A 26,597-nucleotide genomic window follows, 5' to 3' on the forward strand; every position below is an offset into this window, starting at 1 on the left:
GAGCTGAACATGGCCAATATCAAGGTGACGGTGCCGGACATCGGCAATTACCACGACGTGCCGGTGATCGAGTTGCTGGTGAAGGACGGCGACAGCATCGACAAGGATGCGGTGCTGCTGGTGCTCGAATCCGACAAGTCGACGCTCGAAGTGCCGGCGCCGGCCGCCGGCGTGGTGCGCGGGCTCAAGCTCAAGGTCGGCGACAAGGTGTCGCAGGGCACGGAAATCTGCGAGCTCGAAAGCGCCGCGGCGCCGGCCGCCGCGCCGCCGAAGGCAAAGGCAGAAGCCGCACCCGCGCCAACGCCGGCCAAGGCGGCGCCGGCGGCCAGCGCACCGACCCCGGTGGCGCGCACGCCGGCGGCCGCGCAGACGCAGTCGGCGCCGGAAGGCGGCGCCGGCAACGTCGAAGTGACGATCCCGGACATCGGCAATTACCACGACGTGCCGGTGATCGAGCTGCTGGTAAAGGACGGCGACAGCATCGACAAGGATGCCGTGCTGCTGGTGCTCGAATCCGACAAGTCGACGCTCGAAGTGCCGGCGCCGGCCGCAGGCACCGTGCAGAACCTCAGGCTCAAGGTCGGCGACAAGGTTTCGCAAGGCACGCCGGTCTGCACGCTGGTCGGCGCCGTCGCGGCCAGGCCCGCGGCTGCGGCGCCGGCCGCGGCCGCGAATCCGCCGCCGGCAAGCCCGGCGCCGAAAGCCGTGCAGGCGGTGGTGACGGACGCCGCGCCGCCGCCGGCCCCGGTCACGCCGGCATCCGGCGGCGCGTCGGTGCCGTATGCCGGCCCGGCGACGCGCAAGTTCGCGCGCGAGCTGGGCGTCGATCTCGCGCAGGTCAGGGGCAGCGGCCCGCGCGGCCGCATCGTCGTCGAGGACGTGCAGGGCTTCGTCAAGACGCGCCTCGCGCAGCCGGCGCCGACGGCCGCGGCGAACGGCGGCGGCGGCATTCCGCCGATTCCCGCCGTCGACTTCGCGCAGTTCGGCGAGATCGAGACCAAGGCGCTGGCGCGCATCCGCAAGCTGTCGGCGGCGCATCTGCATCGCGCCTGGCTCAACATTCCGCACGTCACGCAGACCGACGAGGCCGACATCACCGAGCTCGACGCCTTCCGCAAGGCGCAGTCCGACGAAGGCGGCGTCAAGCTGACCTTGCTGCCCTTCATCATCAAGGCGGTGACGGTCGCGCTGAAGGCGTATCCGGAGTTCAACAGCTCGCTCGCGGCGGACGGCGAGAGCATCGTCCTCAAGAAGTATTTCCACATCGGCTTCGCCGCCGACACGCCGAACGGCCTCGTCGTGCCGGTGGTGCGCGACGCCGACAAGAAGGGCATCGCGCAGCTCGCCCAGGAAACGGCGGAACTCGCCAAGAAGGCGCGCGACGGCAAGCTCAAGCCCGACGAGATGAAAGGCGGCTGCTTCTCGATCTCCTCGCTCGGCGGCATCGGCGGCAGCTTCTTCACGCCGATCGTCAACGCGCCGGAAGTCGGCATCCTCGGCGTGTCGAAGAGCCAGATCAAGCCGGTCTGGGACGGCAAGCAGTTCCAGCCGCGGCTGATGTGTCCGCTGTCGCTGTCGTACGATCATCGCGTGATCGACGGTGCCTACGCGGCGCGCTTCATCGTGCTGCTCGGCAAGCTGCTGTCGGACCTGCGACGCCTGGCGCTGTAAGGAAAAAGGCGAACCACAGATCACACGGAAGTGGCCGTGTATCTGTCGCTTCAATCTGTGTGAATCTGTGGTTCGGCTTGTCGAGGCGAGGGATGGACCTGCTAAAGCACCAACTGACGATGACCGTGCTGATGACGCCGGACATGGTGAACTTCTCCGGCAAGGTGCACGGCGGCCACATCCTCAAGCTGCTCGACCAGGTCGCCTACGCCTGCGCGAGCCGCTACGCGGGCAGCTACGTCGTCACCCTGTCGGTCGACCGCGTGATGTTCCGCCAGCCGATCAACGTCGGCGAGCTCGTCACTTTCCTCGCCTGCGTCAACTACACCGGGCGCACGTCGATGGAAGTCGGCATCAAGGTCGTCGCCGAAGACATCCGCAGCAACAGCGTGCGCCACGCCAACAGCTGCTTCTTCACCATGGTCGCCGTCAACGAGCGCGGTGAGCCGCAGCCCGTGCCGGCCCTGGAACCGCAGACGTCCGAAGAGCATCGCCGCTACGCGGCGGCGCAGCGGCGACGCCGGCAGCAATTCGCGCCGCCAAGCTGAATCGCGGCTGAAGGCCGTGAAAATTCGCGATAGGCACCAGAGACCTGCGTTGCTAGACTCGGGTCGCCATGAATCGCTCTTTCGTTTTCGGCGTGCTGCTGCTGGCAGCGCCCATCGTCCACGCACAATCCAATTCCTCCGGCGCCACGCAGTACATCTCCGACGATGTCGCCGTCGTCCTGCGCGAGTCGCCCAGCAATGACGGCGCATCGATCGGCACCCTGCACAGCGGCGACAAGGTGACGGTGCTCGAATCGCTCGGCCAGCAGAGCTTTGCGCGCGTGCGCACCGGCGACGGCCGCGAGGGCTGGATGACGGCGCGCTATCTCTCCGCACAGCCGGCGGCCAAGGATCGTCTGCAGAAGATGAAGGCCGATCTCGATGCCGCGCAGGCCGAGATCAAGTCGCTGCAGGATCAGCTGAAATCGGCGCAGGCGCAGCTTGAGAAGGTGCGGCCCGCGTTCGAGCTCGCGCAGGACAACGACCGCCTGAAAGCCGAGCTGGCGACCAAGGAGCAGGCCGCCGATGCGGCGATGCAGAAGTACGACCACGAGCGCGCGCAGCGCGCGACGCTGCTGACCGGCGCCGCCCTGCTCGCCGGCGGCGTCATCCTCGGCCTCGTGCTGCCCGCGCTGCTGCAGAACCGCCGCCGCCGTCGCTACGGCGATTTCTGAGCGCCGGTCGGCGCCCGGCCGGTCCGTGCCGGTCGCGCGCGGCGCGCTGTCGCCGGCGGACTGCGGGTAGTCCCGTGCTTTTCAAGCGCGCGGCGACGCGGCAAGCTGCGCGCCCTCGCCTTGCCCTGCCGTCACCATGTCGCCGTCGCTGAAGGCCCAGCTGCAAATCCACTTCTGCGTGCTGCTGTGGGGCTTCACGCCGATCCTCGGCAAGGCGATCGCCATGCCGGCGATCGCGCTGGTGACCTGGCGCATGCTGCTGGTCGCCGCGATCCTGTTGCTGCTGCCGCGCGTCTGGCGCGGCCTGCGCGCGCTGCCGCCGCGCTTTCTGCGCATCTATGCCGGCATCGGCATGATCGTCTCGCTGCACTGGTTCACGTTCTACGCGGCGATCAAGCTCGCCAACGCCTCGGTCGCCGCGACCTGCCTCGCCTTCGCGCCGGTGTTCCTCGCGCTCATCGAACCCTTCATCGCGCAGCGCCGCCCCGATCTGCGCGAGCTGGTCGTCGCCCTGGTCGCGATGCCGGGCGTCGCGCTGGTCGTCGGCGGACTGCCGCGGGGCATGGTCGCCGGTTTCGCGGTCGGCGTGCTGTCGGCCTTGCTCGTCGCGGTATTCGGCTCGTTCAACAAGCGCTACGTCGATCAGGCCGATTCGATCGTGGTGACGACCATCGAGCTCGGCACCGGCGGCCTGTTCCTCGCGCTGATCGCGCCGCTGTTCGGCGGCTGGTCGCAACTGTTCGAGGTGCCCGCGCCGCGCGACGTTGCGCTGCTGTTCGTGCTGGTGCTGTTCTGCACGCTGGCGCCCTATACGATCTACCTGCTCGCACTGCGCAGGCTCAGCGCCTTCGCGGCACAGCTCGCGGTCAATCTCGAACCGCTGTACGCGATCATCCTCGCCGCCCTGCTGTTCGGCGAGCAGCGCGAACTGGGCGTGTCGTTCTATTTCGGCGCGGCCATCCTGCTCGGCTCCGTGCTCGTCCATCCCTGGCTCGCGCAGCGCGCGCGCCAGGGATGAAAGCGCCGACGGCGCCGCGCGGGCGCCGTCGGCATGTCGCAACGACGTTTCAGCCGGCCTTGGCCAGCAGCTGCTCGATCATGTCCTGCGCGATCGGGTGATAGCGGTCCTTCCACTTCGCGTAAATGGCCCGCGCTCGCTCGCGGCCTTCCGGCGTCTTCACGAGTTCCTTGTAGATCGGCCGGATCAGCAGCATGCGGCCGACTTCGCCGAGATAGGCCTCGGTGCCGGCCTCGGCCGGCGCGTAATGGTTCGCCGTCGCGACCTTCCACCAGTGGCCGGCGATGATCTGGTTGTGCGTCTTCGAGAAGCCGAACGCCGTGTCGAGTTCGGCGAGCTGCGCGGCCTTCAGTGCCGGCAGCGTGTCGAGGAAATACTCCCACTGGTGCGTGGTCCACTTGGCGCTGTCGAGCTTGGCGGCCGGCATTTTGCCGGCGAGCCAGGCTTCGCGCTGCGCGTCGACCTTCACGAACGCATCGGACTGCGGCCACACGGTGTCGGCCGGCATCGCCGGCGAATGCAGCCAGGCCTCGATCTCCGCATCGCTCAGCGCGCCGGGCTTCTGCGGCATCAGCCTGGCATGCAGGTAATCGACGAAGACCTGCGTGCGCACGCTCTGGAAGGCGTGCTCGTTGAACCAGCCATTGAGAAAGACATCGACGACCGGGCGCGTGAACTTCGCTTCAAGGTAATCGAGGAACAGGTTGCCGCGCGCATACGGCACGCCGGACAGGCCGTCGTCCGGATCGCGATGGACGAGGTCCGGCGTCAGCGTCTTGTCGTCGTCGCGCTCGATGCCGGCCAGTTCGTCCTTGAGATTCTTCGCCGACAGCGCACGCTCCTGCTGCGCGGCGTCGAGGCCGTAGACGTCCTCGACGATGCGGAAGGTCGCGTGCTCGGTGAAACCCTCGTTGAGCCAGATGTCGGCCCAGGTGGCGTTGGTCACCAGATTGCCCGACCAGGAATGCGCCATCTCGTGCGCGACCAGCGAGACCAGCGACTTGTCGCCGGCGATCACCGTCGGCGAGGCGAAGGTCAGGCGCGGATTCTCCATGCCGCCGAACGGGAAGCTCGGCGGCAGGATCAGCAGATCGTAGCGGCCCCAGCGGTACGGGCCGTACAGCGCCTCGCAGCGCTGCAGCATCTTCTCGGTGTCCTCGAATTCCTTCGCGGCGGCGGCGACGACGCTCGGATCGGCATAGACGCCGGTGCGCGGGCCGGTGGCGCGGAAATCGAGATCGCCGACGGCGATGGCGATCAGGTACGAGGGAATGCGCTGCGGCATCGTGAAGCGGTAGCTGCCGGACTTCGCTGCATTCGCGTCGTTGTCGGCGCTCATCACCGCGCGCAGGGCCTGCGGCGTGGTGATGTGCGCGCTGTAGGTCTGCCGCACCTGCGGCGTGTCCTGCAGCGGAATCCAGCTGCGCGCGTGGATCGATTCCGACTGGCTGAACATGAAGGGATGCCGCTTGCCGGCGGTCTGCGCCGGTGTCAGCCACTGCAGGCCGGAGGCCTGCGGCCGCGTCGCGTAATGCACGCGCACCTGGTCGGCGCCCTTCGGCATCTTGATGAGCAGCGCGCTGCCGAGGATCGCATCGCGCGGTGCCAGCTCGAAGGTCGTCTTCGCGAGCCGGCCGGCGTGGCCGGCCTCGATCGAGGCGATGTCGAGGTCGCGCGTGTCGAGCACCAGCGTGTCGGCCTTCGCGTTGACGCGCTCCAGCGACAGCGTGGCGCTGCCGCGCAGCGCGCGGTGCCCGAAGTCGACGGCGAGCTCGAGCGCGATGTCGCGGGTGCGGAAGTCCTGCGTGTTCGCGTATGAATGAGGATCGCTGCGCTTCGCAGCATCGGGCAGCGCGACAGTGGCCATGGCGGGTCCGGACAGAAGGGTGATCAGGGCGGCAAGGGCGGGAAGGCGGGAACGGAGCATGGCAGGGGCCTGGCGCGGGAACCGGGCGATCTTAACGAAGCGAGGTCGGCGCCGCGCCGGGGTTTTCCCGGGCCGCGCCGGCAGGTGCATACTGGGCTCCGCTTTCGCCCGGAGAAATCCGCATGCGTCGCCTGCTCTGCGCTGTCCTGCTGGCCGCCGCCGGTCTCGCCGCCGCCTGCCAGCACACGCCGATGAACGATCCCAAGCCCGTGCGCGGTTTCGTGACCGACATGGATACCTTCAAGGCTTTCGTCGCCCGGCATCCGACCGCCGAACAGTTCCGCAAGGCGTATCCCGACGTCACCCTGATCCTGCCCGGCCAGATGGCGACGCGCGAGTTCCGCATGAACAACAGCCGCTACTTCGCGGAGCTGGATGGCGAGGGCCGCATCACCGGCGGCAAGTTCATGTAGGGCCGTGCGCCGGAAACGAAAAAGGCGCGCCGCGTGGCGCGCCTTTTCGCATTCGCGACGCGCTTTACTTCTTCACCGCCTCCACCTCGATCGACAGTTCGACCTCGTCGCCGACCATCGGCACGTAGGTGCTGATGCCCCAGTCGGAGCGCTTGATCTTGGCTTCGAGATCGGCGCCGCAGGCCGGCTTCTTGGTCATCGGGTGGTCCTTGCAGACGAAGTGCTCGACATCGAGCGTCACCGGCTTGGTCACGCCGTGCATGGTCAGGTCGCCGGTCACTTTTTCCAGCTGGTCGCCGTCGAACTTGAATTGGCTCGACTTGAAGGTGATCGCCGGGTACTTCGCCGCGTCGAAGAAATCCGGCGTCTTCAGGTGTTCGTCGAGCTTGGCGACGCCGGTCGAGATCGAGCCGACGTCGATCGTCACGTCGACGCTGCCGGTTTTCTTCGCGGTGTCGATCGTCGCCGTGCCGCTGGTCTTGTTGAACTGGCCGTGAAACGTCGAGAAGCCGAGGTGGCTGATCGCGAAGCGCGGGAAGGTGTGGTTCGGTTCGAGGTCGTAGCTGTCGGCGGCCGCGGCGGTGAACGAGGCCGCGGCGAGCGCGACGGCAAGCAGCATTTTCTTCATCGGATGACTCCTGATGCGGGGGTGGGTGAAGCGGGGGTTTCTACGGCGCGGCGGCGCCGAGCGTCAGGGCGAACTTGACCGGCACGTCGTCGGCGACCACGTCGCCTTCGTTCCATTCGCCGCCGCCGATCGCAAAATCGGAGCGCTTGACGCTGAACGCGCCGCTGGCCTTCAGCGTGCCGTCGGCCTGCGGCTCGGTGGCGAGGGGCACGACGATCTCGCGCGACTTGCCGCGGATCGTCAGCGTGCCCCGCACCTCGTAGCGGTTCGCGGCGAGGCCCTTCACCGACGTGCTCTTGAAGCTGGCCTTCGGGAATTCGATCTTGTTGAGCCAGGGCTTGTCGACGGCGATCGCGTCGGCATCGTTGTCGCCGGTCGTCAGGCTCGCGATGTCGACGCTCACTTCGGCCGTGCTGTTCTCCGGCCTGGCCGGATCGAGGTCGATCTTCGCGTCGAACTTGCGGAACTGTCCGGAGACGCTGACGCCCATTTCCTTGACGCTGAAATCGATGCGGCTCTTGGCCGCGATCAGCGGCCGCGGCGCCGCGAGGGCGCTGCCGGCGGCGGCGAGCAGCACGGCGAAGATGGCGAGACGCGAGTGACGGAACATGATCGGCTCCTGCGATGGGTGGCGATGCTCAGGCGCGCGTCCATGGCAGCATGCGCCGCAGCACGTCGTCGCGATCGATGAAGTGATGCTTGAGCGCCGCGGCGACGTGCAGCGCCAGCAGGCCCAGCAGCAGCCAGGTCAGCGCTTCGTGCACCCCGGTCAGCGCCGCACCGAGCGCGGCATTCTTGCCGAGCAGGTCGGGAATCGGCAGCTTGCCGAGATAGACGGTCTGGAATCCCTTCGCCGAGCTCATCAGCCAGCCGGACAGCGGAATCGCGAACAGCAGCAGGTACAGCAGGCGGTGCGTGATCTCGGCGGCGCGCTTCTCCCAGGCGCGCATCGCCTCCGGCAGCGCCGGCGGCCGGCGGTACAGCCGCCACGACAGGCGCAGCACGGCGAGCAGGAAAACGGTGACGCCGATCCACTTGTGATAGTTGAAGAGCTTGAGCTTGGCCGGCGACAGCTTCATGTCGACCATGGTCCAGGCCACGCAGAAGTTGACGAGGATCAGCAGCGCGACGAGCCAGTGCGCGAGCCGCGCGGGCAGCGAATAGGCGGCCGGCACCGACGCCGGATTCGACCAGGATTGCGGCTGCGCGGCGGCCACGCGGTTCTCCCCTGAGTTTTTTGCGAGTCGATCGTATCGGCGCCTTCGCGCGCCCGATAGCGAGTAAATTCGGCGGGCTCCGTCAGGAACTTTGAATCCACCCTGCGGGACGAGCCGACGATACGGCCGCGAGCCCCGACGAACCTGTCGCTCCGGCCAGGGCGGCGCCAGCGCGGCGTTCCCGCGCGGCCGTCGAGCGTCAGCCCGCGTCGGATTCCGAGGCAATTTCGCCGGGCTCAGACCGCGCAAAGCCGGTCGCCGCGGCGCTGGCCTGCCGCCGGTAGTCGCCGGGGCTGACGCCGGTCCATTGCCGGAAGGCGCGGTGGAAGGCGCTCGGCTCGGCGAAGCCGAGGCTCTGCGCGATCTCGACGATGGTCTGCGAGCTGCGCGTCAGCTGGCGGATCGCGAGGTCGCGACGCAGCGCGTCGCGGATGCCGCGGAACGACTGGCCCTCGTCGTCGAGCCGGCGGCGCAGGGTCGACACGCTGGCGCGGAATTCGCCGGCGAGCGTCGCGAAATCCGGCCAGCGCTCCGGCGGTTCGCTGCGCAGGCGGCGGCGGATGCGCGCCGAGAGGCTCTTCGGGTTCTGGTACTTGACGATGAAGTTGCGCGGCGCGCGCTGCAGGAATTCCTTGGCGCTGCGCTCGGTCTGCACGACCGGCGCCGCCAGCTCCAGCGCGGCGAAGGTGAAGACCGTCTGCGGCGCGTCGAAGCCGACATCGCCGGCATAGACGGCGATGTACTCGCGCCACCACGGCGGCTGCGCGTAGGCGAAGCGCGCGGTGCGCACGCTGATGCGGCGGCCGATCAGCCAGCACAGCAGGCCATGCAGCATCACGAACAGGGTCTCGTGGGCGAAGCGCCGCCGCGCCTGGCCGGCGTCGCGCAGCACGACGAAGCGCAGCTCGACGAGCTCGCCGGTCACCGCGAACTCGATGCGCGTGTCGTCGAGCAGCAGGTTCAGGAGGCGCGCGCCGCGCGACAGCGCCTCGTGCAGCGTGCGCGTGTGCAGGGTCAGGTGAGTGAGCGTCGCGAAGCTGCCGACCTTGAGGCGCCGCGTGTCGAGGCCGAAGAACTCGTCGTCGAGCGCGCGGGCGATCTCCAGCCACAGGCTGCCGAAGGCATCGGCCGGCACGCGCGCCTCGTCCTGGTCGAGCAGCGCGGCATCGATGCCGGCGCCGCGCAAGAGCGGCAGCGGATCGAGGCCGCGCCGCACGACGCCGTCGAGCGCCTCGCGCACGAAGGCGATCGCCACGCTGCCACCATACGGCCCTTTCTCGATCGGGATCATCATCTTGCGCCGCGCCTGCCGCTTGTCCGAACGGCCCGGGAATTATGGCAAATCCGCTCAGCGCTCACGATCGTTTCCGGCATCCCGCGGGCAGCGGCTGGCTCCTAGAATCGGCGATCGTCCTCATAGGGCCGGCGCCCGTGCGTCCAAGGCCCGATCCGGTGCCCGCCATGAATGACCTGTCCATCGCGCATACGCTCAAGCCCTACAAGGCCAAGCACAAGGTGCGCTTCGTCACCGCGACCTCGCTGTTCGACGGCCACGACGCGACCGTCAACATCATGCGCCGCATCCTGCAGTCGACCGGCGCCGAGGTGATCCACCTCGGCCACAACCGTTCGGTCGGCGAGATCGTCAACGCCGCGCTGCAGGAGGACGTGCAGGGCCTGTGCATCACGTCCTACCAGGGCGGACACAACGAATTCTTCAAGTACATGATCGACCTGCTGCGCGCCAAGGGCGGCGGCAACATCAAGGTCTACGGCGGCGGCGGCGGCGTGATCGTGCCGTCGGAGATCAAGGAGCTGATGGACTACGGCGTCACGCGCCTGTACTCGCCCGAGGACGGCGCGATCATGGGCCTGCAGGGCATGATCAACGACGTCATCCAGGGCTGCGATTACGACGTCGCCGCGCTGGCGCCGAAACCGGGCGAAGCGCTCGCCGCGCTGCAGTCGGGCGACCGCCGCGCGCTCGCCCGCGTCATCACCGCGATCGAGAACGGCAGCTATGCGGACGGCATCAAGGACGCGATCCGCACCGCCGCCGCCGACATCAAGACGCCGACGCTCGGCATCACCGGCACCGGCGGCGCCGGCAAGTCCTCGCTCACCGACGAACTGGTGCTGCGCCTGCGCCTCGACCAGGGCGACGCGCTGCGCATCGCCATCGTCTCGATCGATCCCTCGCGCAAGCGCACCGGCGGCGCGCTGCTCGGCGACCGCATCCGCATGAACGCGATCGAGCCGTGGACCGAGGGCAAGGAACAGGTCTACATGCGCTCGCTGGCGACGCGCGACACCGGCACCGAGCTGTCGGCGGCGCTGCCGGACGTCATCGCCGCCTGCAAGCTGTCGGGCTTCGACCTGATCATCGTCGAGACCTCGGGCATCGGCCAGGGCGATGCGGCGATCGTGCCCTTCGTCGACACTTCGCTGTACGTGATGACGCCGGAGTTCGGCGCCGCCTCGCAGCTCGAGAAGATCGACATGCTCGACTTCGCCGACTTCGTGGCGATCAACAAGTTCGACCGCAAGGGCGCCGCCGACGCGCTGCGCGACGTGCGCAAGCAGGTGCAGCGCAACCGCGAGCTGTTCATGAAGCGACCCGAGGAGATGCCGGTCTACGGCACCATGGCCTCGCGCTTCAACGACGACGGCGTCACCGCGCTCTACCAGGCGCTCACCGGCAAGCTCGCCGCGCTCGGCCTCAAGCTCGAGGCCGGCCGGCTGCCGAAGGTGAACGTGAAGGCTTCGTCGGCGAGCCGTGCGATCGTGCCGCCGGAGCGTGTGCGCTATCTCGCCGAGATCGCCGACACGGTGCGCGGCTATCACAAGGACATCGCGCGACAGGCGCGCGCCGCGCGCGAGCGGCAGTCGCTGCGCACGGTCAAGGCCCTGTTCGAGGCCAGCGGCAAGCCGGCGACCGGCTTCGACGAACTGATCTCCGCGAAGGACGGCGAGCTGACGCCGCATGCGCGCGAGCTGCTGGCGCAGTGGCCGGCGGTGCAGCAGCGCTACGCGCAGGACGAAGACGTCGTGAAGATCCGCGACAAGGAAATCCGCACCAGGCAGACCAGCGAATCGCTGTCCGGCACGAAGATCCGCAAGGTCTCGCTGCCGCGCTACGAGGACGACGGCGAGACGCTGCGCTTCCTGCTCAAGGAAAACCTGCCGGGCTACTTCCCCTTCACCGCCGGCGTGTTCCCGTTCAAGCGCGAGGGCGAAGACCCGACGCGCATGTTTGCCGGCGAAGGCGACGCCTTCCGCACCAACCGCCGCTTCAAGCACGTCTCGGAAGGCATGCCGGCGCATCGCCTGTCGACCGCCTTCGATTCGGTGACGCTGTACGGCGCGGATCCGGACCCGCGTCCGGACATCTACGGCAAGGTCGGCAACTCCGGCGTGTCGATCGCCACGCTCGACGACATGAAGGTGCTGTATTCGGGCTTCGACCTGTGCGCGCCGACTACGTCGGTCTCGATGACGATCAACGGCCCGGCACCGATGATTCTCGCGATGTTCATGAACACCGCGATCGACCAGCAGGTCGACAAGTTCACCGAAACCCACAAGCGCGCGCCGAACGCCGACGAGTACGCGGCGCTGCGTGCCAGGGCGCTGTCGACCGTGCGCGGTACCGTGCAGGCCGACATCCTCAAGGAAGACCAGGGCCAGAACACCTGCATCTTCAGCACCGAATTCGCGCTGAAGATGATGGGCGACATCCAGCAGTATTTCGTCGACCACAAGGTGCAGAACTTCTACTCGGTGTCGATCTCGGGCTACCACATCGCCGAGGCCGGCGCGAACCCGATCTCGCAGCTGGCGTTCACGCTGAGCAACGGCTTCACCTACGTGGAGTCGTACCTGGCGCGCGGCATGAAGATCGACGACTTCGCGCCGAACCTGTCGTTCTTCTTCTCCAACGGCATGGATCCGGAATACACGGTGATCGGCCGTGTCGCGCGCCGCATCTGGGCGGTGGCGATGAAGCATCGCTACGGCGGCAACGAGCGTTCGCAGAAGCTCAAGTACCACGTGCAGACCTCCGGTCGCTCGCTGCACGCCCAGGAGATGAACTTCAACGACATCCGCACGACGCTGCAGGCGCTGCTGGCGATCCAGGACAACTGCAACTCGCTGCACACCAACGCCTACGACGAGGCGATCACCACGCCGACGGAAGAATCGGTGCGCCGCGCGATGGCGATCCAGCTGATCATCAACCGCGAATTCGGCCTGGCCAAGAACGAGAATCCGCTGCAGGGCAGCTTCATCGTCGACGAGCTGACCGATCTCGTCGAGGAGGCCGTGCTCAAGGAATTCGAGGCGATCGCCTCGCGCGGCGGCGTGCTCGGCGCGATGGAGACCGGCTACCAGCGCGGCAAGATCCAGGAAGAGTCGCTCTACTACGAGCACAAGAAGCACGACGGCTCGCTGCCGATCATCGGCGTCAACACCTTCCGCAACCCGCACGGTGATGCCGTCGCGCAGGAGATCGAGCTGGCGCGTTCGACCGAAGACGAAAAGCAGTCACAGCTCAAGCGCCTCGCCGACTTCCAGCGGCGCAACGCCGATGCTTCGCCGGCCATGCTCGCGCGCCTGCGCGACGCGGTGATCGCCGATGCCAACGTCTTCGAGGTGCTGATGGACGCGGTGCGCGTCTGCTCGCTCGGCCAGATCACGCAGACCCTGTTCGAGGTCGGCGGACGGTATCGCAGGAACATGTGAGCCGGCGCGGCGCGCCCGCCGTACCGCGAGCGCGCTCGTCCGTTCAGAGGACTGCGCGGCGGCGGGTCCGGTGTAGCGTCCGCGCATCACCGGAGCACGCATGAACGCCGACCTCGAACGCCAGCTCGTCGAGTTGCTCGACAAGCAGGCCATCCACGAACTGATCGCCGCCTACTGCAACGCGGCCGACCGCCATGATTTCGCGAAGATGCGCGCGCTCTACCACGACGACGCGATCGACGAGCACGGCAAGTTCGCCAAGGGGCCGGCCCGGGATTTCCTCGACAAGCTGCCGGACATCCAGGCGCCGATGGCGATCCTGCATCACAACGTCACGACGGTGAACCTCAAGCTCGACGGCGATTACGCCGAGGGCGAGGTCTATCTCGTCGCGATGCACCAGGTGCGCAGCGGCGACAGGCTCTACGACGTGCTCATCGGCGGCCGCTACTTCGACAAGTACGAGAAGCGCGCCGGCGTGTGGAAGTTCAGCCATCGCTCGATCGTCGCCGACTGGGCCTATCCGGCGAACCCGAGCAGGATCGAACTCGACCATCCTTTCCTCGCCGGCGCCTACATCGGCGCGCCGGGCGCGGACGATCCGTCCTACGGCTTCTTCCGCCTGCTGCGCCGCGGCGAACGCTGACTTGCGCCGGGCGCGTCGCCGGGCTTAGCGTCGCGCCATGAAGCCGGAACCCGAGCTGCTGACCGCTGGCGACGTGGCGATGCTGGCGCGGCTGCACGAGCGCAGCGCGCACACGCCGCTGGCGCAGCCGTTCCTGCTGCTCGCGCTCGATCCCGACCGGCCGGCGCCGGCGGCGGCCGCATGGCTGCGCGACCTGCCGGCGCCGGTCATCGGCATCGGCGCCGACGACACGCCATGGGCGGCGGCCTGCGACGTCGTCGTCGACAGCGTGCGCGCCGCCGCACCGCTCATCGACAACATCCGGCGCACGCCGATGGCGGCGATGGTGCTCGTGCAGCTGCTGCGCCTCGTCGAGCGCCTGCCGCTCGAGCAGGCCCTGATCGCCGAATCGCTCGCCTACGCCACGCTGCAGAACGGTGCCGAATTCCGAGCCTGGCGCGCCGCGCAGGCGCCGCCGCCGCCGCCGCCGGCCGAGGACGGCGCGGCGGTGATCCTCACGCGCGAGGGCGACACCCTGCAGCTCGCGCTGAACCGGCCGGCGAATCGCAATGCGATGACCGTCGAGATGCGCGACGCGCTCTGCGAAGCGCTGCAGCTCGCGCTCTGCGATCCCGGCGTCGCGCGCCTGCGTATCCACGGTCGCGGCAAATGCTTTTCGCTCGGCGGCGACCTCCGCGAGTTCGGCAGCGCGCCCGACGCAGCGACCGCGCACCTCGTGCGCAGCCTCGCCCTGCCGGGCCGCGGGCTCGCCGCTTGCGGCCCGCGGGCCGAAGTTTTCGTGCACGGCGCCTGCGTCGGCTCGGGCATCGAATTTCCCGCCTTCGCCGGCCGCGTGGTGGCGGCGCGTGACGCCTGGTTTCAGCTGCCGGAGCTGAAGTTCGGCCTCATTCCCGGCGCTGGCGGTTGCGTCAGCATCAGCCGGCGCATCGGCCGCCGCCGCACGGCCTGGCTGGCCCTGTCGGGGCGCCGGCTCGCCGCGAGCGAGGCGCTGTACTGGGGCCTGGTCGATGCGCTGACGCCGGCCGGCGACGACGGCCCGGCGGCGGCGGCCGCCGCCGCAGAGGACGGCGCGACAAAGTGAGAGCATGAATTCTGCAGACGCCCGTGTTGCCGCTGACCGGACGCCAGGCGACAGCCTGCCGCTGAAGCAACCCTGGCGGCTGCTCGGCCAGGTCGCCATCAGCATCCTGGTCGACACGCTGCTGCTCGCGCTGTTCGCCCGCGCCGGCACCATTTCCTACAAGGTCGCCGCGCTCTACGCGCTGATCGCCGGCGCCTGTGTCGTCGTGTTCTATGTGCTGCTGCGCAGCGAATGGGCGGCGCGCCAGCCCGACCCGGCCCTGACGCGCGCGCAATTGCTCACCTCCTCGGCGGTCGAGCTCGGCTTCGCGCTGTATGCGCCGCCGCTCGCTTTCTATTTCTTCAACATCCTGTTCCTGATCTTCGCGTTCGGCGCATTGCGCCTGCGTCTGCAGCAGATGCTGACCAGCTTCATCATCGTCACCCTGGCCGGCGTGCTCGTGCGCATGCAGCTGGGCGACCGGCTCAGCGTGCCGAACGCGACGCCGGCCGAGCAGCTCCTGGTCTGGCTCGGCCATGCCGCGACGCTGCTGCGCTGCTGCGTCGCCGGCTGGTACGGCAACAATCTGCGCCACGCGCTGCTGCGCAAGAATCGCGAACTGGCGGCGGCGTCCGCGCGCATCGGCTATCTCGCCATGCACGACAGCCTCACCGGCACGCTGCTGCGCAAGCCGGTGTGGAACCTGATCGAGCAACAGGCCTGCCCGCCGGTGTTCAGCATCGTGATGCTCGACATCGACCACTTCAAAAGCATCAACGACCAGCACGGCCACATCGCCGGCGACGAAGTGCTGCGCCAGTTCGCGCAGACCGTGAACGCGCAGATCCGGCCGGGCGATGCCTTCGGCCGCTACGGCGGCGAGGAATTCCTGCTGCTGCTGCCCGGCGCCGAGCCGAAGGCCGCGCTGGCAACCGCCGACCGCATCCGCCGCGCCATCATCGACGCGGACTGGCAGCGCATCGCCCCGGGCCTGCGCGTCACCGTGTCCGCCGGCGTCGCCAGTGCCGCGCCGCGCGAGCCGGTGCGGCAGCTCGTCGACCGCGCCGATCGCGCGCTGTATGCCGCCAAGCGCGGCGGTCGCGACTGCGCGCTGCTGATGCGCGACGACGGCCGGTTGGAGGCCAGCGACGGCAGCGTGGTCGCCGAACTCGCCTGAGCCCGGGCTGGCGCCGGCCGCACGCCGCGGCCATGCTGCGCGGATGAACTTCCTCGCGCATCTCTGGCTCGCCGAGCGCACCGGCACCTCGCTGGCCGGCAGCGTGCTGGGCGACGTCGTGCGCGGCGCCGATCTGAGCGCCTATCCGGATGACATCGCCGTCGGCATCCGTCTGCACCGGCGCATCGACGCGGTCACCGACCGCCATCCCGCGGTCGGTGCGCTGCGCGCGCAATTTCCCGACGGCGCGCGCCGCTACGCCGGCATCGTCCTCGATCTGGCTTTCGACCATGCGCTGGCGCTCGACTGGCCGCGCTACAGCGGCGACGCGCTGCCCGACTTCTGCGCTCGCGCCGGCCGTGCGGTCGCAGATGCCGCGCACTGGTTCGAGCGCGCCGGCGGCCGCCGCAGCTCGGCCGCGTCGTTCGCCGCGCTGCTGCTGTCGTACGCCGAGCCGGCCGGCATCGATCGCGCCATCGCGCGCACCGCCGCGCGGCTGCGCCAGCCGCAGGCGCTGCTCGACGCCGGCCGCGCCTGGCCCTCGCGCCTGCCGGCCTTGCGCAGCGCGCTGCCGCCGCTGCTCGAGACCCTGGCGGCGACTTATTAGGGCGGACGAATCAGCCTTCGCGCAGGCGGCGCAGTTCGATCAGCTTCGACGGCAGCTCGGCGGCCGGGCTCGGCATGCAGAAGTGATGGCCCTGCAGGGTGAAGGCGTCGGCCGGCGCCGCGCTGCCGATGTAGTAGCCCTGCGCCGCGTCGCAGGCGCGCTCGCGCAGGTAGACGAGCTGCGCCTCGGTCTCGACGCCTTCGGCGACCACGCGTACCTTGAGACCGTGCGCCATGGCAATGATGGCGCGCGCGACGGCGGCATCGGCGGGATCGTCGATGATGTCGTGCACGAAGCTGCGGTCGATCTTGAGCAGGTCGATCGGAAAGCGCGTGATGTACGACAGGCTCGAATAGCCGGTGCCGAAATCGTCGACGGCGATCGCCACGCCGAGCTCGCGCAGCGTCTTCAGGATGAAAGTGGTGTCCTCGGACTGCGCCATCAGCGCGCCTTCGGTGATCTCCAGCACCAGCTTCGATGCCGGCAGGCCGCTGCCGGCCAGCGCGGCGCGCACCTGCTCGACGAGCTCGGGATGGGCGAACTGCTTCGGCGACAGGTTGACGGCGACGCTCAGGCTCTGGCCGAGGCGACGCTGCAGCTCGACGGCTTCGCGGCAGGCGCTGTTCAGCGTCCAGTAGCCGATCGGAATGATCAGGCCGGTCTCCTCGGCGACCGCGAGGAAGGCCGACGGCGGCACCAGGCCGCGCTCCGGATGCCGCCAGCGGATCAGCGCCTCGACGCCGGACACCTCGCCGGTCGCCAGGCTGATCTGCGGTTCGTAGTGCATCTCGAACTCGCCGCGCGCCAGCGCGCGGCGCAGCTCGGTCTCGATGAGGATGCGCTGCTCGGCCTCGACCAGCATGTCCTGCGTGAACAGGCGATAGCCGGCGCGGCCGCCGAGCTTGGCCTTGTACATCGCCGTGTCCGCGTTCTTCAGCAAGGTCACCGGGTCGTGGCCGTCGGCCGGATAGCGGCTGATGCCGACGCTGGCGGTCACGTGCAGCTCGTGCGGCCCGACGACGATCGGCCGCGCCATCGCCGACACCACGGCCTGCGCGCTGCGCACGATGCTGTGCGCATCGGCGAGGTCCGGCAGCAGGATGGCGAACTCGTCGCCGCCCATGCGCGCGATCGAATCGCAGCCGCGCACGCAATCGCGCAGCCGCGCGGCGACCGCCTGCAGGATCTGGTCGCCGACGTGATGGCCGAGCGAATCGTTGATGCGCTTGAAGTTGTCGAGGTCGATCATCATCAGCGCGAGGCCGTTGCGGGCGCGGCGCGCGCGCGCGATCGCGACCGCCATGCGGTCGTTGAACAGCGCGCGGTTCGGCAGCTGCGTCAGGGTGTCGTGGTGCGCGAGATGGCGGATGTAATCCTCGCGCCGGCGGCGCTCGGTGATGTCGTAGGCCATCGCCAGATAGCCGGTCAGCCGGCCGCTGCCGTCGCGCCGCGCCGTCACCGCCATCTCGATCGGCACCGACGAGTCGTCCTTGCGGCGCGCGCTCCACTCGTGTTCGTCGACCAGGCCGCGATCGGCGCGCAGCGTCAGCGCCGACAGGCCGGCGTCGACGCGCACGCCGAATTCCTTGCCGAGCTCGTCGGCGCGGGCCGCCAGATCGCGGCCGTCGACGAGCTGGTGCAGGGCAAGCTTGCCGATCATCTCGTCCTGGCGATACCACCAGAGACGCTCGGCCGCCGGATTGGCCGCCACCACGCGGCCGTCGCGATCGGTGGCGATGATGCCGAACGCCGCGCCGTCGAGGATCGATTGCCGGAAACTGTCGGCGTCGGCCAGCGCCTGCTCGGCGCGGCGGCGGTCGCTGATGTCGGCGACCACGCCGACGAAGCGGCGCTGGCCATCCGTCTCGATCGCGTTGACCGACAGCGACATCGGAAACTCCTCGCCGTTGCGGCGCTGCCCGATGACCTCGCGGCGCAGGCCGATGATGCGGCCGTACTGTTCGGGCCGGAAGTGGGTCACGTGCGCGTCGTGGCTGGCGCGGAAACGTTCCGGCATCAGCATCGTCACGTTGCGGCCGACGACGTCGGCGGCGGCGTGGCCGAACATCTGTTCGGCGGCGCGGTTGAAGGTCTGCACGATTCCCGCTTCGTCGATCGTCAGGATGCCCTCGGCGCTGCCGTCGACGATCGCGCGCTGATAGGCCTCCGTGCGGCGCAGCGTCGTGGTGATGTTCTCGGCGATCGCGCGTGCGCGCTGGCGGCCGCCGCCGAGCAGGAAGACGATGACGGCGAGCAGCAGGCTGTACAGCGTGCCGGCGATCGCGGTCGCCGACGGCGCCGTCGACGCGCCGGCGAACGCCGCCGTGCCCGCGTAACGCAAACGCCACTGCCGGCCATACAGGTTCAGCGTCTGCTCGCCCGCCAGCAGCGGTCGCACATCGGCCGGCGCGTTGTCGAACAGCGTGCCGCCGCCGGCATCGTCCAGCCGCAGGCGGATGCCGGCGGCCGCGGCCGCGAGCACCGGGCGCAGGAAGTCGCCCATGCGAAACGGCGCGTACACGTAACCGAGCAGCGCGCCGCGGCGGTCCGCGATGTCGTGCAGCGGCAGCTCGCGACGGTACACCGGCAGGTACAGCAGCGTGCCCTTCTGCGGATCCTCGCCGGTTTCCCGCACGAGCTCGACCGGACCGCTCAGCGCCGCCTCGCCGCTGTCGCGCGCCATCACCATCGCCGCGCGCCGCACCGGCTGCGCGAACATGTCGTAGCCGAAGGCGCGCTGATTGCGCTTGGTGAACGGCTCGATGAATTCGATGGCGGTGTACTCGTCGCGCGGTCCGGCCGGAAAGACGGCATAGGCCGGAAAACCCTCGGCGCGCACGCGGCGCTCGTGCTCGCCCAGTTGCGCGGCCTCGATCCGGCGCGCGAAGGCGATCGCCTGCACGCCGGGATAGCGCAGGCCGATATCGAGACTTTCGACGTAGTGCCGCCACTGCCCGCGATCGACCGCGCCGGCGGCATCGAACAGCTCGACGCCGCCGCGCAGGATCTGCTCGCAGGCCTGCAGGCGCGCGGCGACGGCGCCGCTGATGCGTGTCGTTTCGTGGTTGAAGCGCTCGCGCCGTTCGTGATCCGTGAGCTGGCGAACATAGCGGTAGCCCGCGACGGTCAAGGCCAGGCCCAAGGCCAGCACGCCCAGTGCCGGCAGCCACGCTGACCATGCCGTCCTTTCTGCCGCATCGCTTCGCACTCCGGCCTCCGCGTTCCGCCGGAATCAACGCCATGCCGATTGTCGATGCCGGCGCGCGATACCGCCGCAGCGCGGTATGTCTTCTCCACAATGGCTTTGATGATTCGCCGGCCCGCCGCGTGCACGCGCCCTCACTGGATTGGACGAGGCCGCGCACGGGAGCGCAGACTAGGATGTGCGGTAAGTCAGACTCACCAACGAACGCAGATGGCAGACCTCAGCGGCGAACGCCCCAGTGTACTGCAGGCTTTTTCCGGCCTGTCGCTCGACGAACTCGAAATCCTCAACAACGCCGACCGCTTCGCGCAGGCCGAGCTGTACCCGCTCGCGCAGCGCATGGACGACGAGGAATGGTGGCCGGCCGACATCTTCCCGAAGATCGGCGCGACCGGCTATTTCGGCGTCACCGCGCCCGAGGCCTACGGCGGCTGCGGACTCGACGTGTTCGCCTCCGGCCTGATCCTGCAGGCCTTCTCGCGCTGGAACCATGCGCTGGGCCTGGCCTGGGTGGCGCACGAGAACCTGTGCATGAACAACCTGCTGCGCAACGCCAGCGAGGCGCAGAAGAACAGATACCTGCCGGGCCTCAACAAGGGCACGCTGATCGGCGCACTCGGACTCACCGAGCCGGGCGCCGGCTCCGACGCGCTCGGCTCGATGCGCACCACGGCGCGCCGCGAAGGCGGCCACTACGTGCTCAACGGCCGCAAGATCTACATCACCAACGGCCCGGTCGCCGACGTGCTGCTGGTCTACGCGAAGACCGACAAGGACAAGGGCGCGCAGGGCATCTCGGCGTTCATCGTCGAGAAGGACTTCGCCGGCTTCAGGGTCGCGCAGAAGCTGGTGAAGATGGGCTTCCGCGGCTCGCAGACCGCCGAGCTGGTGTTCGACGAATGCCGCGTGCCGGCCGAGAACCTGGTCGGCGAGGAGAACCGCGGCGTGAAGATCGTCATGTCCGGCCTCGATCTCGAGCGCGCCATGATCTCGCCGATCTGCCTCGGCATCGCCGAGCGCGCCCTGGCGCTGGCGCTCGACTACGCCAGACAACGCAAGCAGTTCGGCAAGCCGATCGCCGACTTCCAGATGGTGCAGTCGATGCTCGCCGAGATGTACGTGTGGGTCGAGTCGATGCGCCTGTTCACCTACCAGACGCTGCGCGCCGCCAACGTGGTCGACGAGAACGAGGGCGGCCGCGGCGAGATCCACAAGCTGACCGCCGCCGGCGTCATGTACGTCGCCGAGACGATGAACAAGGTGCTCAATCACGCCGTGCAGGTGCACGGCGGCAGCGGCTACATCTGGGAATCCGAGATCAACCGCCTGTACCGCGCCATCAAGCTGCTCGAGATCGGTGCCGGCACGACGGAGGTGCGCAAGATGATCATCGCCGGCGAGCTGCTCAGGGGCTGAGCAGCCCAAGGCGGTTCACTACAGACGACACAGACTGCAAAAGCGGAACCCCCTCCATCAATGGGTGGAATCGGTGAATCTGTGGTTGAAGAGCTTCTATGACGCATCTTGAGCAGCTGAAATCGAACACGCCCGAGGCGATCTGGAACGCCGACACCGTCTATCGCGCCGATCTGTTCAAGGGCAAGGTCGCCCTGGTGTCGGGCGGCGGCAGCGGCATCGGCCGCGCCGTCGCGCTGCTGTTCGCGCGGCTCGGCGCCCGCGTCGTGATCTGCGGCCGCACGCCGGAGAAGCTCGACGCCGTCGCCGACTTCGCGCGCGCGCGCGGCGCGACGATGCTCGCGGTGCCGACCAACGTGCGCGAGCCCGAGCAGGTCGATGCGCTGTTCGCACGCATCCACGACGAATTCGGCCGGCTCGACTGCACGGTCAACAATGCCGGCGGCCAGTTCCCGCAGAACGCGATCGACTACGCGCCCAAGGGCTGGGCCGCGGTCATCAACAACAATCTCAACGGCAGCTGGTACATGATGCAGCGCGCCGCGCAGTACTGGCGCGAGCATCCGGCGCAGGACGGCGCCTGGCGCTCGATCGTCAATGTCGTGGTCGTCACCGAGCGCGGCATGCCCGGCGTCGCGCACACGGTTGCCGCGCGCGCCGGCATCATCGGCGCCTCGCGCACCGTCGCCGTGGAATGGGCGCCGCTCGGCATCCGCGTCAACTGCGTCGCGCCGGGGCTCACCGCCACCGAAGGGCTGGAGGTCTATCCGCCCGAGGCGGTCCGGGAATTCCCGCTCGCCAATCCCCTCAAGCGTCCCGGCACCGCGCTGGAGATCGCCGAAGGCTGCATCTATCTCTCCGCTTCGAGCGGCAGCTTCATCACCGGCGAAGTGCTGACCATCGACGGCGGCGGCAAGCTCTGGGGCGAGCTGTGGACCGCCGGGCGGCCGGAGTACTACAAGCTGCCGACATAGCGCGGACCACGATCGCGCCCATGGGGCGCTCCTACGCGAAGCGTGGCGTCCGCGGCGTTGCGCTGCGCACAGCCGTGACGTGCCGAGGCGGCGTTGCGAGCAGGGCCGAGGTCGCGTTTTCCGCGCACAGCCGTACATCGGTACGGCGAGCACGGAAAGCGCGAGATCGGTCCGCGCAGCAGCCGAATCGGCACGTCACTCGAACCAGGCGCGCACCAGGTTTTTCCCCTCGCGGCGCGCCTTGTACAGGGCCGCGTCGGCGTTGCGCAGCAGCTCGCTGAAGCTGCGCGTGAGCGGGCGTGCGGCGGCGACGCCGCCGGTCACCGTGACGGCGATGTTCTTGCGGTTCGGCTCGGTCGCGATCTTCTGCTCCGAAATCAGCAGGCGCAGGCGCTGCGCCATTTCCAGCGCCGGCTCCTTGTCGCAGCGCGGCAGCAGCACCGCGAAGCCGTCGCCCTCCAGACGGCCGACGCTGTCGATCTTGCGCGTGTGCCGGCCCAGCGTGCGCGCCAGGGTGACGAGTGCGCGATCGCCGATGTCCGAACCCCAGGCCTCGTTGAGCTTGCGGAACTGATCGACGTCGAACAGCGCGACCGAGAGCGGCTCGGCGAAGCGCCGCGCGCGTTCGAGCTCCTGCGCGCCGACTTCGAGGAAATGGCTGCGGTTGTAGACCTGCGTCAGCTGGTCGCGGGTGGCGCGCTCGTAGAGCTCGCGCTGCCGCGCCTTCTGGTCGGTGATGTCGTGAAAGACCTCGACGAAGCCGAGCAGCTCGCCGCTGTCGCTGCGCAGCGCGTCGAGCGTACAGTCGACGATCAGTGCCCTGCCGTCCTGCCGGCGGCGGCGCTGCTCCTCGCGGCAATGGCCGTTGGCGCGCACGAAGTCGAGCGTGCGCCGCGGCACGCCCTCGTGCTGCTCGGCCTCGCCGAACAGCTGCGCGTAAGGACGGCCGATCACCTCGTCCGCGCGCCAGCCGCTGAGATTGCGTGCGCCGCGGTTCCAGCTGCCGACCAGGCCGTGCGCGTCGATGAGGTAGATGCCGAAGGCGCTGACCGATTTCACCAGCTCGGCGTAGCGGCGCGGCTCGCGCTTGAGCAGCTGCTCGTACTCGCCGCTGCGCAGCACGACCGGATCGGCCTGCGGCGGGTCGATGAAATCGAGCGGCGGATAACCGCCGAGGGCAGTGCTGGCATCGTTGTACACGGAGTGGATTCTAAGAACCGCCCCGCCGCGAGCGGGTAGGAAAATGGCCCGCGGGCTGCCAGCGGAACGCCCGACGAAAGCCGTGGTCCACCTGACATCGGGCGGCATTAAGAAGGTATTCAGGGCTCCGGGCCGAGGCTCTTGCTGCAGAATAGAAGACCACTTTGGAGGATCCCCATGAGCAACACGAACAAGGCGATGAAGCGGTTCGGCGGCGTCCTGCTCGGTGCGATGCTGAGCCTGGCGGCCGGCCTGGCGCCGGCCGCCGACGCGAACTCGCCGGTCGGCGTCTGGAAGACCATCGACGACGAAACCGGCAAGGCCAAATCGCTGGTCGAGATCACCGAGAGCGGTGGCCAGCTGCACGGCCGCGTGCTGAAGATCTTCGATCCGTCGAAGCCGAATCCGACCTGCGAGAAGTGCGAGGGCGCGAAGAAGGACCAGCCGATCACCGGCATGGAAATCCTCTGGGGCCTGAAAAAGGACGGCAGCGAATGGACGGGCGGCCAGGTGCTCGATCCGAAGAAGGGCAAGGTCTACAACGCCAAGCTTTCGCTCAGCGACAACGGCAGCAAGCTGAACCTGCGCGGCTACATCGGCTTCTCGATGCTCGGCCGCACGCAGACCTGGCTGCGCGAGACGAATCCGGCGCAGGCGACGGAATCGACGACCGCGCCGTAAGGCGCGCAGCGGTCGTCTCTGCGGCGGGCCGTCGCGGTGACGCGACGGCCTTTTTCGTGGACGACCGTCGCGCCGGCGATTCCCTCAGGGAGCGCGGCACGAAAGGGCGTAGACTTCGCGCCCCGCTTTTGCCCGTCCGCCGCCGCGGAAGTTCGCCGCCATGCGCGAAGGTCTCGTCGCCGCCACTGCCGCCTATCTGATCTGGGGCCTGTTCCCGCTCTACTGGCGCCTGCTGCACGCCGTGCCGGCGACGCAGATCATGGCGCACCGCATCGCCTGGAGCGCCGCCTTCGTCGCCGCCTGGCTCGCGGCGCGCGAAGGCTGGGCCTGGCTGCGCGGCCTGTCGCCGCGGCTGCTGGCGATGCTCGCCGCCAGCTCGCTGCTGATCGCCTGCAACTGGTGGCTGTACATCTGGGCGGTCAACGCCGGCCACGTCGTCGACGCCAGCCTCGGCTACTTCATCAATCCGCTGTTCAGCGTGCTGCTCGGCGTCGGCTTCCTGCGTGAGCGCCTCAACGCCGCGCAATGGCTGGCCGTGGCACTGGCCGCCGCCAGCGTGGTCTGGCTCGGCGCCAGCACCGGGCACGTGCCCTGGGTCGCGCTCGGCATCGCCGCCTCGTTCGGCGGCTACGGGCTGCTCCGCAAGCTCGCCGTGGTGCCGGCCGTGCAGGGCCTGGCGATCGAGACGGCGCTGCTATTCGTGCCGGCGCTCGCCTATCTGCTGTGGGCCGAACACGCCGGCGTGGCCGGCTTCGCGCACCTCGGCCGCGGCGTCGACGCCGGCCTCATTCTCGGCGGTCTGGTCACCGCCGTGCCGCTGGCGCTCTTCGCCCATGGCGCGCGCCGCGTGCCGCTCAGCCTCATCGGCATCCTGCAGTACCTGACGCCGTCGATGCAGCTCGTCATCGGCGTGCTGCTCTACGGCGAACCTTTCGGCGGCGCTCGGGCGCTCGGCTTCGCCGGCATCTGGGCGGCGCTCGTGCTGTTCGCGCTCGACGGGCTCTTGCGCAGCCGCCGCGCCGTCCCCACTGCGTGAGGCACCGCCGGCGCGGATTCCCTAGAATCGCGACACCCACCGGAATCCACCGACCAGAACCGGCGCCGGCCCCGGCGCCGTCACCAGGACCCCATATGTCAGTTAGCGATTTCATCAACGCGGCGAAGGAAGAAGACGACAAGAACCGCAAGGTCCCGGGCCTCGAGGAGCGCCTGTTCAAGGCGCGCATCATCCTCATCTATGGCGCGATCAACCAGAAGCTCGCCGAGACCTTCAGCGCGCGCCTGCTGGCGCTGGCCGCGGATTCCGATGAGCCGATCACCCTCTACATCAACAGCCAGGGCGGCCACGTCGAATCCGGCGACACCATCCACGACATGATCAAGTTCGTGAAGCCGGCGGTACGCATCATCGGCACCGGCTGGGTCGCCAGCGCCGGCGCGCTGATCTACAGCGCCGCCAAGCGCGAGAACCGCCTGAGCCTGCCGAACACGCGCTTCATGCTGCACCAGCCGTCCGGCGGCGCCGGCGGCACGGCGTCCGACATCGCCATCATGGCCAAGGAGATCGTGCTGATGCGCCAGCGCCTCAACGAGATCTTCGCGCGCGAGACCGGCCAGCCGCTGGAACGCATCCAGCGCGACACCGAGCGCGACTACTGGATGAGCGCGCAGCAGGCCAAGGAGTACGGCCTGGTCGGCCGCATCATCGACAACGCCGCGCAGATCGACGGCTGAACGCGGCGCGGTTCGGCGCAGACGCCGCCCGCGGGCGGCGTTTTCGTTGGCGCCGCTCAGTGCTGCAGATCGAGCGCCTCGGCCCGCAGGCCGCGCGCTCGCAGCAGTTCGACGAGCAGGCCGCAGTCGCCGTGCATGGCCAGCACGCGGCGCGCGCCGGTTTCCTCGATCGTGCGCAGCAGCGACGGCCAGTCGGCGTGATCGGACAGCGTGAAGCCGCGGTCGTACTTGGCGGCGCGGCCATTGTCGGCGCCCATCCAGCCGGAGGCGAACCCGGTGCGGTACGGCGCCAGGCGCTTCAGCCACGGCGTGCCGAAGGCGTGCGGCGGCACCAGGATCAAGGATCCGCGGAAGTCGTGGCTCGCCACGCATTCGTTGACCGGCCTGGTCGGCAGCATGGCGATGCCGGCGCGGCGGTAGTGGCCGACCAGCTTGGTCATCGCCTCGTGCAGGTAGGCCGTGCTGTCGGCCGTCGTCTGCGGATCGACGTGCCGCAGCAACTCGGCGAGCACGCGCTGCGCCTTGCCGAGCGCGTAGCAGAACAGCACGGACGCGAAACCTTCGGCGCGATTGCGCATCCACCAGGCGTGGATCTCGGCGCTGGCGCTGCCCGACGGCGGCCACACGTACTCGGGTGAGGCGAACGTGGCTTCGGTGACGAAGGTGTCGCAGCGCACGACCTCGAACGGCGCGCAGCTCGGATCGTCGTCGCGCTTGTAGTCGCCGGACACCACCCAGACCTCGCCGTCGACCTCGATGCGCACCTGCGCCGAGCCGAGGATGTGTCCGGCCGGGTGCAGCGACACGCGCGCCGCGCCGAGCTCGAACGTCTGCCCGTAGTCCTGCGGCTTGACCTGCGCGCCGGCGCCGAGCCGCGTGCGCAGCAGGCCGTAGCCAGGCGCCGCCGTCCAGTAGCGCGCGCAGCCGCTCTTCGCGTGATCGCCATGCGCATGCGTGACCACCGCGCGCGTCACGCGCTTGTGCGGGTCGATATAGAAATCGCCGGCGGGGCAGTAGAGGCCTTCGGGGCGCAGGACGACGAGATCGGACATCGCGAC

General features: G+C 69.0%; 23 protein-coding genes. 15 read left to right on the plus strand and 8 right to left on the minus strand.

What is annotated here, in order from left to right:
- The first annotated feature begins 9 nt into the window (after positions 1–9).
- From aceF to K344_RS21780, 4 genes are all read left to right on the plus strand, one after another.
- Positions 10–1,671 carry a dihydrolipoyllysine-residue acetyltransferase gene (gene aceF, locus K344_RS0113830; protein ID WP_084197443.1) on the plus strand — a complete coding sequence of 554 codons (1,662 nt, stop codon included), beginning with the start codon at positions 10–12 and terminating at the stop codon, positions 1,669–1,671.
- Positions 1,672–1,763: 92 nt separating this feature from the next.
- Positions 1,764–2,219 (plus strand): acyl-CoA thioesterase, encoded by a 456-nt coding sequence (locus K344_RS0113835; protein WP_028081166.1) that lies wholly within the window; start codon positions 1,764–1,766, stop codon positions 2,217–2,219.
- Between the two features lie 68 nt (positions 2,220–2,287).
- Positions 2,288–2,893 carry a TIGR04211 family SH3 domain-containing protein gene (locus K344_RS0113840; protein ID WP_028081167.1) on the plus strand — a complete coding sequence of 202 codons (606 nt, stop codon included), beginning with the start codon at positions 2,288–2,290 and terminating at the stop codon, positions 2,891–2,893.
- Positions 2,894–3,029: 136 nt separating this feature from the next.
- Positions 3,030–3,911 (plus strand): DMT family transporter, encoded by an 882-nt coding sequence (locus K344_RS21780; RefSeq protein WP_043114490.1) that lies wholly within the window; start codon positions 3,030–3,032, stop codon positions 3,909–3,911.
- A 49-nt stretch (positions 3,912–3,960) separates the two neighbouring features.
- Here K344_RS21780 and K344_RS0113850 read toward each other — a convergent pair whose 3' ends face one another.
- On the minus strand, positions 3,961–5,838 hold the full coding sequence (locus tag K344_RS0113850; RefSeq protein ID WP_028081168.1) for a M1 family metallopeptidase: 1,878 nt from the start codon (positions 5,836–5,838) through the stop codon (positions 3,961–3,963).
- A gap of 122 nt (positions 5,839–5,960) precedes the next feature.
- Here K344_RS0113850 and K344_RS0113855 point away from each other — a divergent pair, with 122 nt between their 5' ends.
- A complete protein-coding gene (locus K344_RS0113855; RefSeq protein ID WP_028081169.1) occupies positions 5,961–6,251 on the plus strand; it encodes a hypothetical protein in 291 nt (96 codons plus the stop codon).
- Between the two features lie 64 nt (positions 6,252–6,315).
- On the opposite strand, the gene K344_RS0113860 is transcribed toward K344_RS0113855, so the two are convergent.
- The 4 genes from K344_RS0113860 to K344_RS21785 form a co-directional block, all read right to left on the minus strand.
- Positions 6,316–6,879: a YceI family protein gene (locus tag K344_RS0113860; protein ID WP_028081170.1), complete on the minus strand. Its 564-nt coding sequence runs from the start codon at positions 6,877–6,879 to the stop codon at positions 6,316–6,318.
- A 40-nt stretch (positions 6,880–6,919) separates the two neighbouring features.
- Positions 6,920–7,489, minus strand: coding sequence for a YceI family protein (locus K344_RS0113865; RefSeq protein ID WP_043114492.1), 570 nt, complete (start codon positions 7,487–7,489; stop codon positions 6,920–6,922).
- A 28-nt stretch (positions 7,490–7,517) separates the two neighbouring features.
- Positions 7,518–8,096, minus strand: a complete 579-nt coding sequence (locus K344_RS0113870) for a cytochrome b (protein WP_211234546.1) — start codon at positions 8,094–8,096, stop codon at positions 7,518–7,520.
- Between the two features lie 199 nt (positions 8,097–8,295).
- The gene (locus K344_RS21785) at positions 8,296–9,390 is read right to left on the minus strand and encodes an AraC family transcriptional regulator (RefSeq protein WP_245586222.1); all 1,095 of its coding nucleotides are present in this window, start codon (positions 9,388–9,390) and stop codon (positions 8,296–8,298) included.
- Between the two features lie 167 nt (positions 9,391–9,557).
- Here K344_RS21785 and icmF point away from each other — a divergent pair, with 167 nt between their 5' ends.
- The 5 genes from icmF to K344_RS23125 all read left to right on the plus strand — a co-directional run bounded on the left by icmF (position 9,558) and on the right by K344_RS23125 (position 16,329).
- Complete coding sequence (gene icmF / locus K344_RS0113880) at positions 9,558–12,839, plus strand: fused isobutyryl-CoA mutase/GTPase IcmF (protein WP_028081173.1); 3,282 nt, start codon at positions 9,558–9,560, stop codon at positions 12,837–12,839.
- Between the two features lie 100 nt (positions 12,840–12,939).
- Positions 12,940–13,485, plus strand: a complete 546-nt coding sequence (locus tag K344_RS0113885) for a nuclear transport factor 2 family protein (RefSeq protein ID WP_028081174.1) — start codon at positions 12,940–12,942, stop codon at positions 13,483–13,485.
- A 37-nt stretch (positions 13,486–13,522) separates the two neighbouring features.
- Complete coding sequence (locus K344_RS21790) at positions 13,523–14,566, plus strand: enoyl-CoA hydratase/isomerase family protein (RefSeq protein WP_084197445.1); 1,044 nt, start codon at positions 13,523–13,525, stop codon at positions 14,564–14,566.
- Positions 14,567–14,570: 4 nt separating this feature from the next.
- Entirely contained in the window at positions 14,571–15,722 is a 1,152-nt protein-coding gene (locus tag K344_RS0113895) for a GGDEF domain-containing protein (RefSeq protein ID WP_028081175.1), read from the plus strand.
- 43 nt (positions 15,723–15,765) lie between these two features.
- A complete protein-coding gene (locus K344_RS23125) occupies positions 15,766–16,329 on the plus strand; it encodes an acyl carrier protein phosphodiesterase (RefSeq protein ID WP_051362230.1) in 564 nt (187 codons plus the stop codon).
- A gap of 10 nt (positions 16,330–16,339) precedes the next feature.
- Here the strand turns inward: K344_RS23125 and K344_RS21800 are convergent, their stop codons facing one another.
- A complete protein-coding gene (locus tag K344_RS21800; protein ID WP_169729300.1) occupies positions 16,340–19,480 on the minus strand; it encodes a bifunctional diguanylate cyclase/phosphodiesterase in 3,141 nt (1,046 codons plus the stop codon).
- A 264-nt stretch (positions 19,481–19,744) separates the two neighbouring features.
- Between K344_RS21800 and K344_RS0113910 the strand changes: the two genes are divergently transcribed.
- Both K344_RS0113910 and K344_RS0113915 read left to right on the plus strand, forming a co-directional pair.
- A complete protein-coding gene (locus K344_RS0113910) occupies positions 19,745–20,950 on the plus strand; it encodes an acyl-CoA dehydrogenase family protein (protein WP_051362232.1) in 1,206 nt (401 codons plus the stop codon).
- A gap of 98 nt (positions 20,951–21,048) precedes the next feature.
- Positions 21,049–21,924 carry an SDR family NAD(P)-dependent oxidoreductase gene (locus tag K344_RS0113915; RefSeq protein WP_028081177.1) on the plus strand — a complete coding sequence of 292 codons (876 nt, stop codon included), beginning with the start codon at positions 21,049–21,051 and terminating at the stop codon, positions 21,922–21,924.
- 195 nt (positions 21,925–22,119) lie between these two features.
- Here the strand turns inward: K344_RS0113915 and K344_RS0113920 are convergent, their stop codons facing one another.
- Positions 22,120–23,124: a sensor domain-containing diguanylate cyclase gene (locus K344_RS0113920; protein ID WP_028081178.1), complete on the minus strand. Its 1,005-nt coding sequence runs from the start codon at positions 23,122–23,124 to the stop codon at positions 22,120–22,122.
- A 177-nt stretch (positions 23,125–23,301) separates the two neighbouring features.
- Here K344_RS0113920 and K344_RS21805 point away from each other — a divergent pair, with 177 nt between their 5' ends.
- From K344_RS21805 to K344_RS0113935, 3 genes are all read left to right on the plus strand, one after another.
- Entirely contained in the window at positions 23,302–23,805 is a 504-nt protein-coding gene (locus K344_RS21805) for a DUF2147 domain-containing protein (RefSeq protein WP_211234547.1), read from the plus strand.
- A gap of 160 nt (positions 23,806–23,965) precedes the next feature.
- A complete protein-coding gene (gene rarD, locus K344_RS0113930; protein ID WP_028081179.1) occupies positions 23,966–24,841 on the plus strand; it encodes an EamA family transporter RarD in 876 nt (291 codons plus the stop codon).
- A gap of 95 nt (positions 24,842–24,936) precedes the next feature.
- Entirely contained in the window at positions 24,937–25,539 is a 603-nt protein-coding gene (locus K344_RS0113935) for an ATP-dependent Clp protease proteolytic subunit (RefSeq protein ID WP_043114494.1), read from the plus strand.
- A 56-nt stretch (positions 25,540–25,595) separates the two neighbouring features.
- On the opposite strand, the gene K344_RS0113940 is transcribed toward K344_RS0113935, so the two are convergent.
- A complete protein-coding gene (locus K344_RS0113940) occupies positions 25,596–26,591 on the minus strand; it encodes a ligase-associated DNA damage response exonuclease (protein ID WP_028081181.1) in 996 nt (331 codons plus the stop codon).
- Positions 26,592–26,597: the final 6 nt, after the last annotated feature.

Source organism: Solimonas soli DSM 21787 (assembly GCF_000474945.1).
Taxonomy (GTDB): domain Bacteria; phylum Pseudomonadota; class Gammaproteobacteria; order Nevskiales; family Nevskiaceae; genus Solimonas; species Solimonas soli.